14 protein-coding genes are annotated in these 17,588 nt (G+C 48.1%); 10 read left to right on the top strand and 4 right to left on the bottom strand.

Features of this window, described 5'->3' with window-relative positions:
- Positions 1–7: 7 nt before the first annotated feature.
- The 3 genes from Q369_RS0110070 to Q369_RS0110060 form a co-directional block, all read right to left on the bottom strand.
- Positions 8–739 carry a class I SAM-dependent methyltransferase gene (locus tag Q369_RS0110070; protein ID WP_031527683.1) on the bottom strand — a complete coding sequence of 244 codons (732 nt, stop codon included), beginning with the start codon at positions 737–739 and terminating at the stop codon, positions 8–10.
- Positions 740–783: 44 nt separating this feature from the next.
- Positions 784–1,506, bottom strand: coding sequence for a DUF1361 domain-containing protein (locus tag Q369_RS0110065; protein WP_229206790.1), 723 nt, complete (start codon positions 1,504–1,506; stop codon positions 784–786).
- A gap of 164 nt (positions 1,507–1,670) precedes the next feature.
- On the bottom strand, positions 1,671–2,900 hold the full coding sequence (locus Q369_RS0110060) for a DEAD/DEAH box helicase (protein ID WP_310588977.1): 1,230 nt from the start codon (positions 2,898–2,900) through the stop codon (positions 1,671–1,673).
- 334 nt (positions 2,901–3,234) lie between these two features.
- On the opposite strand from Q369_RS0110060, the gene Q369_RS0110055 reads away from it, so the two are divergent.
- From Q369_RS0110055 to Q369_RS0110040, 4 genes are all read left to right on the top strand, one after another.
- Positions 3,235–5,025: a PAS domain-containing protein gene (locus tag Q369_RS0110055; protein ID WP_031527680.1), complete on the top strand. Its 1,791-nt coding sequence runs from the start codon at positions 3,235–3,237 to the stop codon at positions 5,023–5,025.
- Complete coding sequence (locus Q369_RS0110050) at positions 5,009–5,404, top strand: response regulator (RefSeq protein WP_031527679.1); 396 nt, start codon at positions 5,009–5,011, stop codon at positions 5,402–5,404. The genes Q369_RS0110055 and Q369_RS0110050 overlap by 17 nt, the downstream gene beginning before the upstream one ends.
- 129 nt (positions 5,405–5,533) lie before the next feature.
- Entirely contained in the window at positions 5,534–8,773 is a 3,240-nt protein-coding gene (locus Q369_RS28315; RefSeq protein ID WP_169739246.1) for a PAS domain-containing protein, read from the top strand.
- Positions 8,774–8,946: 173 nt separating this feature from the next.
- Positions 8,947–9,861 carry an LEA/WHy family protein gene (locus tag Q369_RS0110040; RefSeq protein WP_031527677.1) on the top strand — a complete coding sequence of 305 codons (915 nt, stop codon included), beginning with the start codon at positions 8,947–8,949 and terminating at the stop codon, positions 9,859–9,861.
- Positions 9,862–9,930: 69 nt separating this feature from the next.
- On the opposite strand, the gene Q369_RS28310 is transcribed toward Q369_RS0110040, so the two are convergent.
- The gene (locus Q369_RS28310) at positions 9,931–10,287 is read right to left on the bottom strand and encodes a hypothetical protein (protein ID WP_051663993.1); all 357 of its coding nucleotides are present in this window, start codon (positions 10,285–10,287) and stop codon (positions 9,931–9,933) included.
- Between the two features lie 190 nt (positions 10,288–10,477).
- Between Q369_RS28310 and Q369_RS0110030 the strand changes: the two genes are divergently transcribed.
- From Q369_RS0110030 to Q369_RS0110005, 6 genes are all read left to right on the top strand, one after another.
- Positions 10,478–12,175: a hypothetical protein gene (locus tag Q369_RS0110030; protein WP_031527675.1), complete on the top strand. Its 1,698-nt coding sequence runs from the start codon at positions 10,478–10,480 to the stop codon at positions 12,173–12,175.
- A 112-nt stretch (positions 12,176–12,287) separates the two neighbouring features.
- Entirely contained in the window at positions 12,288–12,857 is a 570-nt protein-coding gene (locus Q369_RS0110025; protein ID WP_031527674.1) for a Crp/Fnr family transcriptional regulator, read from the top strand.
- A gap of 70 nt (positions 12,858–12,927) precedes the next feature.
- Complete coding sequence (locus Q369_RS0110020; RefSeq protein ID WP_031527673.1) at positions 12,928–13,512, top strand: DinB family protein; 585 nt, start codon at positions 12,928–12,930, stop codon at positions 13,510–13,512.
- A 236-nt stretch (positions 13,513–13,748) separates the two neighbouring features.
- Positions 13,749–14,372, top strand: coding sequence for a response regulator (locus Q369_RS0110015; RefSeq protein ID WP_031527672.1), 624 nt, complete (start codon positions 13,749–13,751; stop codon positions 14,370–14,372).
- An 18-nt stretch (positions 14,373–14,390) separates the two neighbouring features.
- Positions 14,391–15,647 carry a sensor histidine kinase gene (locus tag Q369_RS0110010; RefSeq protein ID WP_031527671.1) on the top strand — a complete coding sequence of 419 codons (1,257 nt, stop codon included), beginning with the start codon at positions 14,391–14,393 and terminating at the stop codon, positions 15,645–15,647.
- 51 nt (positions 15,648–15,698) lie between these two features.
- Positions 15,699–17,585 (top strand): PAS domain S-box protein, encoded by a 1,887-nt coding sequence (locus Q369_RS0110005; protein ID WP_084165698.1) that lies wholly within the window; start codon positions 15,699–15,701, stop codon positions 17,583–17,585.
- Positions 17,586–17,588 lie beyond the last annotated feature (3 nt).

Below are 17,588 nucleotides of genomic sequence, written 5' to 3'. Positions count from 1 at the left end.
GAACAGCTCAGAAGATTGATAGCTGCTTGTCTGTTTTTTCAGTCAGCACGGCATAAGCACTGGGCTTAATTCCCCTGAAATAAGGAATAAGCCGCAACAATGCGTATTTGAGCTGAGTAATATAAAGCGCTGCTTTGTTGTTTTTGTAAAGAAGCTTTAAAACATCGTCGTGATAAAGGTGACAAATGTCTTTTCTCACTTTGAAATTCTCGGTTGCCAGCAAGAAGCGGAACAGCGCGGGTGTGTAGATGTTGATATGACCGTAGGAGAGGAAATGGTTCACCTTTTTGTCAACATAAAAAGAAAAGTCAATGGGCACTTCGAAGATCTGGTACTTCGATACCCTCTTGATCTCCCTGAGCAGCGTGCGCTCATGCTCAACGTGTTCCAGCACATGCGAACAGATCACGAGATCGAAATGATTGTCAGGATATGGAATTTTATAACCGTCAAAAAGCAGAATGTCACGTAGGTTACGGATGTTCTTCGACTTGATCAGCTCGATGCCGCTCTCTGAAATCTCCACGCAGTTCAAATCCTGGCAGAAATTCCATTCGTCCAGCCATTTCAGGATACTACCCTCCCCTGCTCCTACTTCAAGCACATTCCTGAAAGTTATTCCCTTGGCAAGCTCGACGATGTTGAGTGCCTTGTATTTTGCACCTGTGTTCCGCCAGGCCACTGTACTCTGGTCGTACTGGGAAGAATAGGACCCTTTTATGTTTTCAGAAATCTGCATATCTCAATACAAACAGGTTTTCTTGGTGCGGATAAATTCGAAAGTCACTGGTTTTTCTTACTATATCTGATCCTGAAACGGATAATTCCCCAGAGTACAAGGTATAAGATCCCGAGCAGCAAGCCGATCTCAAAGCTGAATACCATGGCAGTACGGTCCATAATGCTCTCGATCAGGTTGGTGACAATCAGGCCAGGTTCGTGGATGATATCCCAGCTGTTCATTCTCCTCACCCTGCCCAGGTACACACCAAAGCCTGCCAGCGGAAGGCAGACGAGCAACATAATGTTAGCTGCTCGCTTTTCGAAAACCCTGCGCCACGCCCGGTGAATCCAGTACAACGAAACTAGCCCGTTGAACAGGCTTACCTCCGCATAGAAAAACAGCATAATGGTATCGTGCCAGGTGAGGTCCCGCTGATAGTCAACAGTTAAATGCGCGAGATCCGTGATCATATAAGGCGCATTCGGGAAAAATGCCAGCCACATAACACTCAGAAGCGAGAGCCCGACGGGTATTTCAGTATATCTTTTGGTAAGGCTGTCGGCGACAAAGGCAATCAAAAGTGGAATCCAGCTCAGAAACAGGTTCCAGTCCATTGAAAAATCAACCGGCGCGTTGAAAAGGATACGGATCAGGTGGAAAAATACGGCGGCCAGGCTCAAAACCAGCAGCAGCAGCAGCGAAAACAGACCCTCCATTGTAATAATGGGAGGATCGGAAACGCTAAACTTGTAATTTCTTATCCAATCTATTAAACGGTCCAAACGTACTTAATTTAAGTTCATGCTGTCGACTATAAAGCAAGACAAATGAAAGGGAAAATTAGCAACCTGCGCTTATATCATTGTTTTCATTATAAGGAACACTGGTATAATCACAGAACTGCATTTTCTCTGTCGCTTAACGTCTGACGAACGCTGTAAACAGCTTATGCCTGAGAGGGGTTATTATGTTCTTTTTTAGGTTTGCGTCGCTTTGGTCTGCCGGCTGCTTTTCCGGATCCCTCCTTGCTGCCCGACGGCCGTTTTCTACCACCCGCGGCAGGCGCTCTGTGCTTTTTGGGTTCAAATGCAGGAGCTTCACCCAGGCCCAGCTCTTTTGTAACGGATTTCTTCTCTAATTCCTTTTCAAAAAGCCGCTCAATTTTCAGTACATATTTCTGGTCCTGCTCATTGATAAAGGTAATTGCTGTTCCCTTCGACTCTGCCCGTGCAGTACGTCCGATACGGTGTACATAATCCTCCGGGTCCCGCGGCACATCATAATTGACCACGTGGCTCAGGTTATCAATGTCGATCCCACGCGAAAGCACGTCGGTGGCAACGAGTACCGGGAACTGCCTGTTCTTGAAATTTCTAAGAACAATCTCCCTGTCAGCCTGTTCGGAATCAGAAGAGATACCGTGCGCTTCCATTCCCAGCTTCCGCAGCGACCTTACAATAGGTTCAACCGTTGATTTCCGCGAGGTGAATAGTACCATGCTCGTACTCTGTACCTCACTGAGCAGGTGGATCAGAAGCGGCAGTTTCTGTTCATCATTCGTAAGGTAAAACTGCTGGTCAATGCGATCGGCGGGGCGCGATACTGCCAGTCTAATTTCCTCTGGTTGTTGCAGGATCCTCTTGGCAAGCTCATTGATCTTGGGAGGCATCGTCGCAGAAAACATGAGCGTTTGGCGCTTGGCAGGCAGGTAGCTCATGATTTTGAGGATATCCGAAAGAAAACCCATATCCAGCATCCTGTCGGCCTCATCTAGCACGAGGTGTTTGATGTCACTAAAACTCACATAACCAAGCTGCAAGTGGGCGATCAGACGGCCGGGTGTTGCGATAATGATATCTGCGCCTTGTGTCAGTGCCTTTTTCTGCTGATCCCATTCCGGACCCTTATTTCCACCGTAAACCGCAATGCTGGTCGCTCCGACGAAATATCCTAAACCCTGGATCTGCTGGTCGATCTGCACAGCGAGCTCCCTGGTGGGTACCAAGATCAATGCGCCGGTATGTACATTGGATTCGTGCGCCACTTTGTCCAATATCGGGATCAGGTAAGCGGCCGTTTTACCGGTACCTGTCTGCGCGCAGGCAAGCAGGTCTTTTCCTTCAAGAATATACGGGATAGCCTGCTCCTGAATGGGTGTGGCTTGTTTGTAGTTCATAGATTCCACGGCGTTTATCACGTCCTCGTGGAGTTCAAATTCGTCGAAATTCAAAATTCAGCTTTTAAATCCGCCGGCGTTTCGGCAGAGGTGTTTATAGAAGAGCTGACTTCAATTTCCTAGTCAGCAAACCGCTTGATTTGAACAAATATAACAAAATCCGGGGAAAATGTAAAGGAGCGGCATAGCGGGTTTGCAAACCTTCCACCGTGCGCATCAGCAGACATTGTGCTTACGTTATCTTTTTTACTCAAATAATTCTACAATTAAGCTACAAATCTCGATTACCATTCTATATTTAAGCCTTGTTGAAGTGCATAACTTATAATGGAGAATGATTTTCGAGAGTGGTCCGGGCAAACAGCAGGAGGATTTTATTGAGTTTGATGGAAATTACAAAGTACTCTTTGAGTTGAATCCCCTGCCTATGTGGGTGTATGACATTGATACCTACCAGGTTCTGAATGTCAATGAAGCTGCGCTCCTGCACTATGGATACAGCAAAGAAGAATTTTTAAGCCTGACAATCAAAGATTTGCGCCCGCCCGAACACATTCCGGTTCTGGAAAAAGCCATTGAAAAGCTTAAAAGTGACGACAAACACTTTACAACCGGCATTTACAAGCATCGTAAAAAGACAGGGGAAGTAATCAGTGTCCAGGTTTGGGGAAGCCGGATCCTGTATGCAGGAAGAAATGCCGAACTGATCCTTGCCGCCGACGTTACTGCCACGCTCGCCGCCCAGAAGGAAGTTGAAGCAGCCACAAAAAAGCTGCATGATGCGCAGGTGATCGCAAAGCTCGGTTATTGGAGTAGGAAAATGGGCGACGATATTTCCGATTGGTCTGAGAAAATGTATGCGATTTACGGCCGAGACCCCTCCACTTTTGTGCCTAGCTACGAGAACGTTCGCCTGTGCTTCCATCCCGACGACCGCCATCTGCTTGATGAGGAAGCTTTCCAAACACTCGCCGAAACAGGGATAGCAGATTACGAACACCGCATTGTGACCGAAAACGGGGAGATACGCTGGGTGTTTCAGCGCCTCCATCTCGAATGTGATGAAGACGGGCGGCCCATTTTAGTGAATGGGATTATCCGGGATACTACCGAACGCGTACGCCAGCAAAATCAGCTGCGCATCAGTGAGAAACGCTATAAAGCCCTGGCCCAGGAAGGTGCCGATCTTGTTGGTATCATGGAGAAGTCAGGCAAATGCATTTTTGTAGCTGACAGCATTTTGCCTGTGCTAGGCTTTGCTGCTGATAAGCTGGTCGGCACCAATCTGTTCGACTATATTCACCCCGCAGACAAAGCGCGCGTTACCAGCCAGGTGCAATCGCTGCTGCCTGGCGAAAAGACCAAGATTGATCCTTACAGATTCCCTGATGTGAATGGAAGCTGGCGCTGGATTTCCACAATGGCGACCAACCTGACACACGAGGAAGCAGTCGGCGGTATTGTTATCAATTCCACCGAGATCACCGACCTGCTCAACAAATCCAATGCGCTGAAAACGAGCAACGACCGCTATAAGCTGTTAATGAAAGCTGCAAACCAGGCGGTTTATGACTGGGATATTACGCAGGGCACAGTCGACTGGGGAGAAGGGCTTACGGAGATTTTCGGCTACAAATTTTCGTCCCCTGACCCTTCCGTATGGTCTGTTCACATTTGCGCACACGACAAAGAGCGCGTGATACAGCAGGTAAATGAGGCGAAGAACGATCCTGCAAAGGAAATGATCGATATTGAATACGGTTATACAAAAGCCGACGGCTGCATTGCAGTGGTAGAGCACAGGATTATTTTCCTAAGAAATGAGGAGGGAATTGCAGTCCGCGCGATCGGACATGTAAAAGACGCAACTGCATACCGGAAAAATTTGCAGCGGATACACCAGCAAAACGAGACGCTAACACGCATTGCCTGGACACAATCACACGTGGTGCGTGCGCCCCTGGCCAGGATAATGGGACTGGTTGCATTGCTCAAAGACGGGGAGTACGAGGAGCTAACCCCACAGGAACTGCTGGACCATGTGTACCGGTCGGCCTGTGAGCTTGACAAAGTTATACGTGAAATTGTACATACAGCAGAAACGACGCATGAGCCGAGAAATTAAGGTCCTACTAATTGATGATGACCCTGTTGTACTTTTTCTTCACAAAACCTTGTTGAAAAAAGCGGGCATCACCGCCAATGTACACACCCTGAACAATGGCAGAGACGCCATTGAGTTCATGGACAGCTGCGAACCCGAAACAGCATACTATGCGCTGCTAGACATTAACATGCCCGTTATGAACGGCTGGGAATTCCTGGAAACATTACAAACCCGCCCCTACTCGGAGCAGACGAGCATATTGCTGGTCAGCTCAGCCACTGAAAGTCGGGTGGCAATGCCCGGCACTGCGTACAGCCAGGTAATAGGCTTCCTTTCCAAACCACTTACAAGGGAAAACTGCACCCGTATCCTCGCCGACCTTTCGGGCAAGTTCTGACAGTGGCCTTTTAATAAACTGTTCCGGATTTTCGCGCCCGGCCCGTGGTAATCCTACCATTGTGGCACAATGTTTTCCTGCCAGTCGGAAAGTGGCAAATGTCCGCTATTTACTGGTTTACTAAATGCCTTGAAAATCGAGTACATGACTACTGCTTCCAAGCCTTTCAATACTGATAACGCCTTAGAAATACAACGACTTGAACTAGCTCTGGAATCCGCAGGCGTAGGGACCTGGGAGCTGGACTTAGGGTCAAATCAGGTACGCTGGTGCAACAGGACCAAAAAGCTTTTTTCCTTTGAAGGCAATGACATCGTCGATCTGAGCGAGCTGTTGACGCAAATAGACGCCGATGACCGTGACGCATTCTCCCAGCAAGTATTGCGCAAGGGAAGCCGGGATTTACCTGCATTCTTTTCGACGGAATTGCGTATAAACGCGGGTGATCCGGAAAAAGAACGCTGGCTGCTTTGCAAGGGTAGTTTGCAGAATGGGGCAGCATCCGGAACTCTTCGGGCGCTGGGCACCTTCATTGATATTACCCAGGAAGTTGAGAACCGGCGGGAACTCAGTCAGCATCAGCAGCACTCCAGAAGTTTCCAGACCATTGTGGAACATGCACCTATGGCTCTGGGGCTGCTCAAAGGCACCGATCTCGTGATCGAGCTGGGCAACGAAAGGATCTTTGAGGTTTGGGGAAAAGATGCATCCATCACAGGTATGAAGCTGGCAGAAGCTTTACCGGAAATCAGGGATCAGGGTTTTATAGAACTTCTACGGAACGTTTACAATACAGGAATACCATACATCGGGAACGGAGTACCTGCCCGGCTGCAACGGAACGGACAGCTTGAAGACTTGTATTTTGACTTCGTGTATACTCCCGTCAGCACCGCAACTGGCGATGTGGACGGTATCATGGTTATGGCCCATGAAGTCACACGGCAGTACCAGACCCGGAAAAAGCTGGAAGCAAGCGAAGCCAAATTCAAAGCGCTGATAGATCAGGCACCCGTGGCTACCTGCTTGTTCGTGGGTAAGGATATGGTGATTGAACTTGCCAACCAGCCAATGATTGATAACTGGGGCAAAGACGAAAATGTGATAGGCAAACCGCTGCGGGAGGCAGTACCTGAGCTGATCGGTCAACCCTTTCTTGATATACTGAGTGACATTCTGAGGACCGGCATTCCGTATAGCGCTAAAAGTGCTCCGGTTGACATTGAAGTGGACGGAGAGCTGCGTACTTACTATTTTGACTTTACATATAAACCTATATTCGATAGCGAAGGCAACATTTACGGTATCATCAATATGTCGATTGATGTTACCTCACAGGTACTTGCGCTCAGGGCATTGGAGGAAAGCGAATCGAAACTGAGGGCTGTGATTGCATCGGCTCCTGCGGCGATCGGGTTGTTTGTTGGTCGCGACTTGCTGGTGGAGCTGCCTAATCAGGCATTTATAGATGTTGTGGGCAAAGGTCCGGATATCGTCGGGGTACCACTGCGGGAAGTAATGCCGGAGCTGGCAAGTCAGCCATTCCTTCAAATCCTTGACGATGTATACACCACAGGAGTTCCGTTCCAGAGCTATGGAACGCAGGTGGATATTGTGCGGCACGGCGTCATGACGCATAATTACTACGACATTACCTACTCGCCCGTTTACGACAGTCAGGGAAAAGTATACGCGATCCTTGACATTGCCATAGATGTAACGGAGCGGGTCAATGTCGAGAAGGAGATCGAGAAAAGCCAGATGCAGCTGCTCGCATTGTTCGAACAGTCGCCGATCGGGATTGCCATGATCCATAAAGACAACCTGACCTACACCATGGCCAATCCGTTTTACGGCAAGCTTGTGGGGCGGGATCCCCGGGAAATCATCGGCAAACCGCTGCTCGAAGCACTTCCCGAGATCAACGGACAGGGTTTTGATAAACTCCTGGAAGAAGTAATTGCTACGGGTATCCCCTTCCTGTCCAAAGAACAGGCGGCAGATATCAGCTACGACGGTGTGCTCAAAACAATTTACGTAAACCTGGCCTACCAGCCCCAGCGCGATTCGGAAGGAAACATTTACGGCGTACTCGTTGTAGCAACTGAGCTGACGGATCATGTAGTCAACCGGAAGAAAATAGAAGAAACCCAAGCTTTCCTTCAGGGTGCCATTGAACTGGCCGAACTGGGCACCTACTCCATTGATCTGAAAACAGGTATCGTCGATTGCTCGGAACGGTTAAGAGAATGGTTTGGAATAAAAAATGAGCTTAAAATAACATTCGAGACCATGTATGCTGCCATTTGTGATGACGACAGGCAGGATGTGATGGAGGCAGTAGAACGGGCGCTTGCACCTGGCGCGAGCGGCACCTACGACCGGGAATATACCCTCGACGAAAAACGGACCGGCTCCGCACGCATCCTGCACGTACAGGGAAGGGTACTTTATGATGAAGCCGGCAAGCCGAGTTACATGATTGGCACAGCGCAGGATGTAACGGCACAGCGCAAGATCAAACTGGCCTTGGAACAACTTGTACAGCAACGCACAGAACAGCTGGAAGCGATCAATGAAGAGCTTGCGGCCATCAATGAGGAATATATATCTACCAACGAGGAGCTTTCTACCTCAAACAACATGCTGCAGCAATCCAATGTGAATCTGCAGCAATTCGCCTATGTGGCCTCGCACGATTTGCAGGAGCCGCTACGTAAGATCAGGTCGTTCTCCGACTTACTGATCAGCCGCTATTCGGATCGACTCGGCGAGGGCATTACCTACTTGCAGCGAATGCAGACAGCAGCCTCGCGCATGTCGCAGCTTATCGAAGACCTGCTTGCATTCTCCCGCATCACGGCGCATAATGAAATGAACACGACGGTATCGCTGACAAAGGTGGTGAACGAAGTGCTGAGTGACCTCGAACTGGCCATTACTGAAACATCAGCAATGATCCGTGTTGGCGAACTGCCCAAAATCCTGGGTGACCAAATGCAGCTCAACCAGTTGTTCCTCAACCTGATCAGCAATGCGATCAAGTTCAGAAAACCGGATACCCGGCCGGTGATCAGCATCACAAGCGACCTGATATCTTCCGGTTTATTGCCCTCGAATGTAATCGTCACCCGGACTTCCGCATTGTATTACCGGATTGATATTACCGACAATGGGATCGGTTTCGAACAACAGTATGCCAACCGTATATTTCAGTTGTTCCAGCGCCTTCACGGCAGGAGTCAGTATTCAGGTACCGGGATAGGGCTTGCTATTTGTGAGAGAGTAGCTGCCAATCACGGCGGCGGCATTTCAGTAGTAAGTGAGCCGGGAAAAGGAGCTACTTTCAGCATTTTTATCCCCTTATAAGTGAATGTATATCAACACGTCAGGTTCAGTATTTTGCCATTCTGTCGCGGTGTCGGCAGTCGGTTTGGAATAATGCAAGGTTCACACTTGCGGCAAAATTGAAATGGCACGAAAATTATCAATGCCACGGAATTGAACGAAACTTCAATTTACCTCACTTAAACTGATGATATATGCGCATTAGCAAATGGTTAATCGTATTGCTGGTACTGGTCGTTCTGGCTGGCGCAGGCATTTGGTGGTGGAAGTCGCCTTCTTCTGATAAGGCTAAGCAAAAAGCCGCAGACAAAGTCACGCCGACCGTGGGAATCGCCACTCTGAACATCCGGGATATTGACGCGGAACGGATTAAAATGGAAAGCAAAGTCACGATCCACAATCCCCTGCCGGTAGATATCAACACCAGGCGGCTCAACTACGTGATCTATATAGATTCCATTAAAGTGATTGAGGATACTTATGAGAAACCGATCAGTATCCGATCGGCAGACAGCTCGACTATTACAGTTCCCATGGAGCTGCTCGCCAAGCCAATGGCGCGTGTACTGAAACATTTTGATGATAACAAAATAGACAGCGCAGACTATGCGATGACAGCGACCTTTGAGGTGGATGTACCCATTGCCGGTGAGCGGAAGTTTACAATGGACGTGTCCAGAAAATTACCGGCTTTGAGGATCCCTAAAATCAAGCTGAAAAATGTCGACCTGAATGCACTCGCCATGAAAAGTAAAGGAATGGATGTGGAGGTTGAGGTGTTTAATCCAAACCTGTTTCCATTGAAACTGAGCAATGGCGCATTCGTTTTCAGTATTGAAGATGCGCTGCAAATGAATGGGGTTCTGGAAAAAACGATCAGCATACCGGCCAAAGGTTCACAAAACGTATCGATGCATGCCAAAGTTACCGACGGCAGTATCTTGAAAAGCGGCTGGAAGATCCTGACTGACAAAAAGGACACCGGCTTTCTCTACAAGTTTACCGGCAAAGTTGAATCGGAAAGCGAGATGCTCGACAATAGCAATATGGTTATGAATGTCCGGGGGACTTTGGCCGAAATCATGAATGCAGTGAAAGAAGCCAAATAGTGCATTGCATTTCCTTTTACTGTGAACAGGCGGACAAACTTCCGGTCCGCCTGTTTACATCATTAATTTCTATCTTTTCGTACCGTCATAGTCAGTCAGCGCGTAATGCATCAGCGCGAGACCGAGAAATCCCATGTGGAATGCGAGGGATTTTTTGTGGTTTTTAATGATACCCAGTGTACTCAAACCCGACAGTGTCGCCAGAAATAATGCGTCTGCTTTTTGATGGCTTTTCATTGAAATCTTCTTACTGATTCCCACCGGAGTTTTAGTAAATGCATTAACTCCTGTAAATCCGGCTCCTAAAATCTTGTAGGCAGTACGTACCTCCTTATTCAGCCCCAGGAGAGATGGTCCGAGCAGCTGTACGCCTGCGAACGCATAATCAATGATACCGTGCATTTTAGGGGAAATTGGCTTTTTCATAAGTGTTGATGTTTTGGTTAAACAAATAAGAACTCGGATCGTCTGAGATCCTGATTGCAGAAAGCGCCCCTGACAATTACCATTCCATTTACTATCTTCGGCGGCTCGCCAGCCGGCGCGGGGAGAGAAAGCCTCAACCTGCCCGGTACGAATTTTGCACTTGCAAGGCTGAACTCTTTAACAATTATGTATGCCGCGTTTAGTTTCAGGCTTGATTATCGGCCTGGTTATTGTTTTCTATTTACTATATAACCTCTTCTTTTCAGTTAATTTCCCATTCCAGGACGATTTCCTGATCATTCAATTCATCGAAGCTGCGTCCGAGGGCGGGTTTGCGTTTGATGTGGTGATCAAACAAATGTTTCTGACCTTCAACGATCACAAAGCCACCACAATCCGGCTTATTGCGCTGATCGAGTACGCACTCACAGGTCACCAGAACTTCCGGTTCTATATTATACTGGTCTCTATCAATGTCGTTTACATCTTCTCTTTCCTCTATATACAGTTCAGGAAAGCAAAGCTGCCGCTCTACTATTTCATCCCGGCTCCATTCTTTTTCTTCACGCCGCTTTTCCACGAAGTGTCCGGCTGGGCGCTTAATGGAATGCAGCATTCGTTTTTGACTGCATTTACGGTAACAGCTATTCTGCTGGCTTCCCGTAGGACCAACGTAACGTTTTGGCTTGCAATGGTTTTTTGCTTCCTGGCTACATTCACGCACGGTAATGGAGTACTTTCCTTTCCCGCGATTGTGTTTTATTTTTTATGCTTGAAGGATTTCAAAAAGGCGATCCTTGCCACTGTTTCTATGATCGCCTGCCTGGCTATTTACCTGATCGGCTACGAAAAGGGGCAGGCCGGGCATTTGCCGAATGATCTGTTCAGCATGTTTTCTTCGCTCTTTGGTTTTATCGGGTCAAGTATGTCGCTTTGGTCGGGTAAAGAGCTGTGGTCTGCTGTGTGGGGTATTTTCATTGTCGGATTTATGGTTGCTCTTTCATTGAAAGTAGCGGCTGTGTATTTCAACAAGCCGAGCTCCGTAAAACCTGGAACCATTGAGCTGCTGTCGCTTTTTGCATTCATTTTCATCACCAGCGCGGTCATCGCCTTGTTCAGGTCCTGGGCAGGCTCAACGATTGCCAGCCGTTTTCAACTTTACGCTGCATTATCTACGGTGATATGCTACATTCTCCTGCTCAACTATACTTCGTTTTTCAGGAAAAAACAGGTTTTAATTACAGTAACAATACTGAGCATTTTCTATTGGGGATACGCACATTATGCTTTTACTGCAACTGTAGCAGCCAAGAAGACGACCTACCTGGCAGACGTTTACAACTGGAAAACCAATCACAATATGTTTTCAGTCGAAAAAACGATCACACGCAATGCCGATTTTTATTTAACTCCCGGCTACGAAAAAGGCTTTTTCCGCCCTCCACAACCCGTGATCGAAAAGGCGGAACTGGATAGTATGTTTGCGCGCGGTGCAGCTTCAAAAACGGACGATAAAATATACCTGGAAGATTGGAAGGTGACCAGAATGACGGCCGATGGGCCAGAGCCGCTGACGCATTATTTTGTTGGAAGCAACGATGAGCCTTTCCGCAAAACGCTTCTGAGCGATCGTTTTCTTGTTTTAAAAGATCTTCAAACCGGCGCCGTACATTTGATGAATGCAAATGCTAAAATCGAGGCCCGCAAAAAGATATTGACAACAGGCAATTACTATAAACCCGGCTTCAATACCTTTTTGAGAAAAGACGATCTCGCTCCCGGAGTTTATGAACTGGCTATTCTGGATGTGGATTACAGAGGTGAAAAGCAATTCTATTCGTTAGACAAATCGCTGGTTGCAAAGGACGGCGGGTTTGCGTTGCAGTAGCGCCGCTCATTCCTGGATCAATGAGCGGATCACGCGCCGCTCCACGGATTGCCAATCGGAGATTTTTCAAATGCCTTATATTTACTGACTGATAAACTCATTTCGATTTCGTATGCAGCTGCGCCAGGTTGTTGACGCCATTCACCCGTTGAGCGAGTCCGACTGGGCAGCATTCTCGGCGATCTGGCAACCTTTTTCAGCGAAGCGAAAAGTACTGCTCACCTCCGCAGGGGACAATGAGAACTTTTTGTATTTCGTGCTCAGTGGGGTTCAGCGGGTGTATTATCTCGATGAACAAGGGCGCGAATCGACGCTCGTTTTTTCCTACTCACCTTCATTTGGCGGCGTGGTCGACTCGTTGTTTTTACAAAAACCTTCTCGCTACTATTTTGAAACATTAACCCCTTCGGAATTCCTCAGAGCGCCTTACAGCGACTTACACATTTTAATGGAGCAGAGACCCGCCATCGATACCATGATCAGGCTAGGGATTACGCAGGCTATGTCGGGAGTAATGGAGCGGCTGGTGGAATTGCAGTGCTATTCGTCGGAGGAGAAATTCAGAAAGCTGCTGAACCGCAGTCCGCACATTTTACAGCTGGTCGCACATAAGTACCTGGCAAATTACATTGGTGTAGATCCGACCAATTTCAGCAAGTTCATCAACAGCGTCAGATCCTGAAATCTTGGCAAATACCAATATCGGATCACAGCAGGCTGGTCAACTTTGCATTGTACAAAACAGCAGTAAAATGTCAGCACGGAACATTGAAAAAGCGCCCTGGCTCAATGCGCTTGAAGAAGAAACAGAACTATTTATCAGTGAAACTTTACAGCACTTCCAGAACCTGGAAGAACAAACATTGCTCCGCTCCTCGGCCACAGGCGGATGGAGTATAGCCCAATGCCTGGCGCACCTCAACAGCTACGGAGAGTACTATTTGCCACGTCTGCAAAACGAGTTGAATAAACCGGCTGCACACCATGCCGCTGCCACTTACAAAAGCTCCTGGCTGGGCAGGTACCTGATCAAGCTCACTGACCCGGATCAAAGCCCGAAGAAAATGAAAGCCGTCAAAAAGCACCTGCCTGCCGAGCAAATGGACGCACACCAGGTAGTTGCCGAGTTTCTGGAACAGCAGGAAACCTTACTGCAGCTGCTGCGAATTGCGCGCACCGCAGACGTAAACCACATGCGCATCCCACTCTCCATTGCCAGCTGGGTGCGTTTGCCTGTCGGGGACATTCTGCAGTTCATGATCGTACATACGAGGCGGCACCTGCGGCAAGCGATGGCAAACCTGCATCCCGAGCTCATTCACGCTAGACATCAGTAAAACAAATCGCTATCAACAGATTACTGAAGCACTTTAATTTCGCTGCGCGTGATATTCCTGTAAGTTGTATGATTTAAAAGCGAATTAATTTAATTCGTTTTGCCTTCGGCTCCAATAGCTGTTGGCAAAATTGCATTTTAGTACTACTTTGGTGCAGAAAACTTACTTTCAATCTGGTTACGTTATGACTTTTCCAATTGAGCATAAACGGCAATCAGAACTTGCCAGGACTATTCATGAATAAAGTGCTGATTGTTGAAGATCATGTGTTGATACGCATGAGCCTCAGGCTCATGCTACAAGAGCTCGACAAGGAAGTTAGCATCCATGAAGTGGATGGCTTCAACGAAGCTATGCAACAAACTGGCAGGGAATCATTTGACCTTATTCTGCTTGACATTAATATCCCCGGTGGAATGGGAACGCAAATGCCCGCACTCCTCAGGGAAAAACAGCCCGCAGCCGCTATCCTGGTCTGCTCTTCACTAGACGAGGAGCAGCATGCCCTGCGCTATCTACAGTCCGGCGCGGACGGTTACCTGTCCAAAACAGCCTCGAAGGAGGAGACAATGTCGGCAATTTCATCTGTGATGCACGGACAGAAATACATCAGCGACAATCTGCAAAGCAAGCTGCTTGAACAGGAACAGCAGACAAAGAAAACGGCCGTACGTTTATCTGCCCGCGAACGCGAAATTATGTACCTGCTTATCGAGGGTAAATGGACAAAAGAAATCGCGCACGAGCTGAATATCAGCGGGAGTACGGTAAGTACTTTCAAAGCCCGGATCTTCGAAAAGGCAAACGTTACCAGCGTAATGGAGCTGTTTGTGAAGGTGAATGCAGGAGAAGTTGAGTAAGGTAATCCAAAGTATTTGATGAACAAGCATCTTCACAAGGCAGGTATTATTGTTGCAATCTCCATTCCGCTTTTTGTATTGCCGGCGCGTATTTCGGAAGGTCAGTGGGCTGATCCGGTTAACCTGATCGGGTCTGAGATTGTTATTTTTTTTATGAGCCTCACGTGCTGGTACTGCATTCATTACATCCAGCAAAGGCACGCACGCTGGCAGGGACTTATCCTCTCACTGCTTTGCTGCTGTTTGCTGTCCAACCTGTTTTATTTTACATTCAATCCCATTTTCAAAGACTTCCCGTTCCGGACTGCGCAAAATCCATTGGGAATCAAGATACTGATGCTGTCGAGCCGGGGGATTTTGATGAGTATTATCCTCATTCCGGCAGCTTACTACCTGAAAAGAGACGGTGAAGCGCGGCACCAGCGGAAGGAGAACGAGCGGCTTGCCATGGAGCGTGTCAGGATTGAAAACAGGTTGCTTGAACAAGCTGTGGTGGAACGCACACGGGCACTCCAGCAGGCGCTTGTTTCTCTGGAAAAGTCGCAGAAGGACCTGGAACATCAGCTTTACGTCCAATCCCGCATTGTTGCGTCCATCACGCATGATATCCGCGGGCCTTTCAACTTCCTGGTGATCATCTCCGAGGAGATCTGCCGGATGCTGGAAAACAAGGATTATGAAACCGTGGCACAGTACAGCCTAGAACTGAACCAGTCTTTGGAGAAAATGTTCGGGTATGTGAAAAACCTGCTGGAGTTCACGAAGATCCCGGTCCAGCAGAAACTCGCGATATCCGATAAAGTGAACCTATCCGAGCTGGTATCGGAGAAATCTGAGCTTTTTGAAGGCGTTATCAGGACAAACAATAACACACTTCACATTGCCATTGATCCGGCAATCACGGTGATGAGCAATTCCAATTTGCTCGGGATCGTGCTACATAATCTCATCGATAATGCAAATAAATATACACGTAACGGCGAGATAAGGGTAAATGCATCTGCCGAAAACAATGTCGTCCAGATAGAACTGGAAAACAGTGGCAGCAGTGTACCGGAACTTTTGGTGCAATGGTTCAATTCAAACGGGCATTCGAATGGAGAGCGCGAATTTGCGGCGACTATCGAGGTCGCAGGTATCGGGTTAATATTGATACGGGAGATTGCATCTTTGCTGGATATCGGGCTGTATATGGAATCAGATCAGCAAAGTACGAGGGTAAGACTTACCCTGCAGGAAAGTTTGGTAGCAGAAGCCAGCCCCGAAGCCAGTTAAGAATAATCTTAGAATTTTATCTTTATGCAAACACTATATCCACTAAAATAAATGACACCAGACAGCCGTGTTTTGTTTGAACACCTTCCCGAAGGAGTATTTCTGCTGGATGCAGCAGGCCATATTCTTTCGTGTAACCAGGCAGCTGGCAGGATCACAGGCTATGCTGCTGCCGAGATTGAAAACAAGCCTTTCCATATCCTGGATGATGATCACGAGGACATCATCAAATTCCAGCACGAGCTTAATTTAGCGGCTCAGGAGGGCAAATGGGTAGTAGACGGATGGAGGCGCAGGAAAGACAAAACACGCTACTGGGCCGAAGCTACATTCTCCCCTATTCTGGATAATACCGGCAAGCTTTCCGGCTTTACCGTGCTGCTGCGCGATACTACGGAAAGAAAAAACCGTTGGCTCGAAACCAAAGCCAGCGAAGAGCGCTTCCGGCTCATGGTGGAGGCTGTAAAGGATTATTCTATTTTCATGCTCGATCCGGAAGGCCACATTCTTACCTGGAATGAAGGCGTGCAGCTGATCCACGGGTACTCTGCCAGTGAGCTGATCGGACAACATTTCTCCATATTTTATACTTCGGCCGACCTGATCGCCAACAAAGCCGAAAATGAACTCCTGACTGCCAGGCAGCAGGGAATTTACCGGGAAGAAGGCTGGCGTGTCAAGAAAGGCGGCTCGATGTTCTGGGCAAGTGTGGTATTAACTGCCCTCTTCAATGATCGGAATCAACTGATCGGGTTTTCGAAGGTGACGCGGGATCTTACCAGCCGCCTGAAAGACGAAGAGGTACTGAGAGACAGTGAGGCAAGATACCGCTCGCTCGTAGAGCAGGTAGCCGATTACGGTATCTTCATGCTGGACGAAAAAGGGCGGATCGTGAGCTGGAATGAGGGTGCGAGGCGCATTAAGGGCTATGCAGCCGAAGAAGTAATCGGTAAATATTTCTCGATATTTTACCCCGAAGAGGACATTATCAATGATAAGCCGAGGTATGAGCTGCGGATAGCACGCGCAGTCGGCAAATACGAAGAAGAAGGTTGGCGGCTGCGAAAAGACGGAAGCCGTTTTTGGGCCAATATTGTGATTACCGCAGTTTATGATCAGGAAAACAGACTGACGGGCTTTTCAAAAGTTACCCGCGACCTGACGGAGAGGAAGCTTAGCGAGCAGGCGCTGCAGGAGAGCAGAAACAAGTACCGGCAGCTTGCAAGTGAATTGTCCATTGCCAATGGTGAGTTATCGGCTGCCAACAGGGAGCTGGAACAGTTCTCGGCCATTGTGTCGCACGATCTGAAAGAGCCGGTACGCACGGTGAAGAGCTTCCTGCATCTGATGGCCCGGAATGCGCAGCAGGATCAGTTCCAGAACATGAAAACCTACATTGGAAAGGGTATCGCCGCCGCCGAAAGAATGCAGGAACTGATCGACAACCTTTTACATTATTCCCATATCAGCAAGTCTGATCTGATCAAAGAGGAAGTAAGGGTTTCCGACCTATTTACAGCCGCAGTTCAGAACCTGAATGAAGCAATAGAAGCTTCCGGCGCGAAGGTCACGCTGCAGTCCGACGTAGAAAATGTGCGTGGCGACCGTGTCCAGCTTGTTCAGCTATTTCAGAACTTGCTTGGAAATGCATTGAAGTTTACCAAAGATCGCGCTCCGGTCATTTCAGTAGGTTGTGTATTGGAAAATGAGCACGTCAGGTTCGCTTTTGCCGACAATGGGATTGGTATCCCCCGGGACAAACTGGAATCTGTTTTTGAGATTTTCAGAAGACTTCATTTTTCCAGTGAGTACCCGGGAACGGGCGTCGGCCTTGCGATATGCAAAAAAGTAGTTGAGCGGCACAACGGGAAAATCTGGGCGGAGTCAGTAGAAGGAAATGGTACCACCTTTTTTGTAATATTGCCCCATAAACATTAATTG

The organism is Dyadobacter crusticola DSM 16708 (assembly GCF_000701505.1).
Lineage (GTDB): Bacteria > Bacteroidota > Bacteroidia > Cytophagales > Spirosomataceae > Dyadobacter > Dyadobacter crusticola.
Note: the sequence above shows the minus strand (reverse complement) of the source record. Positions and strands in the feature narration are given on the sequence as shown.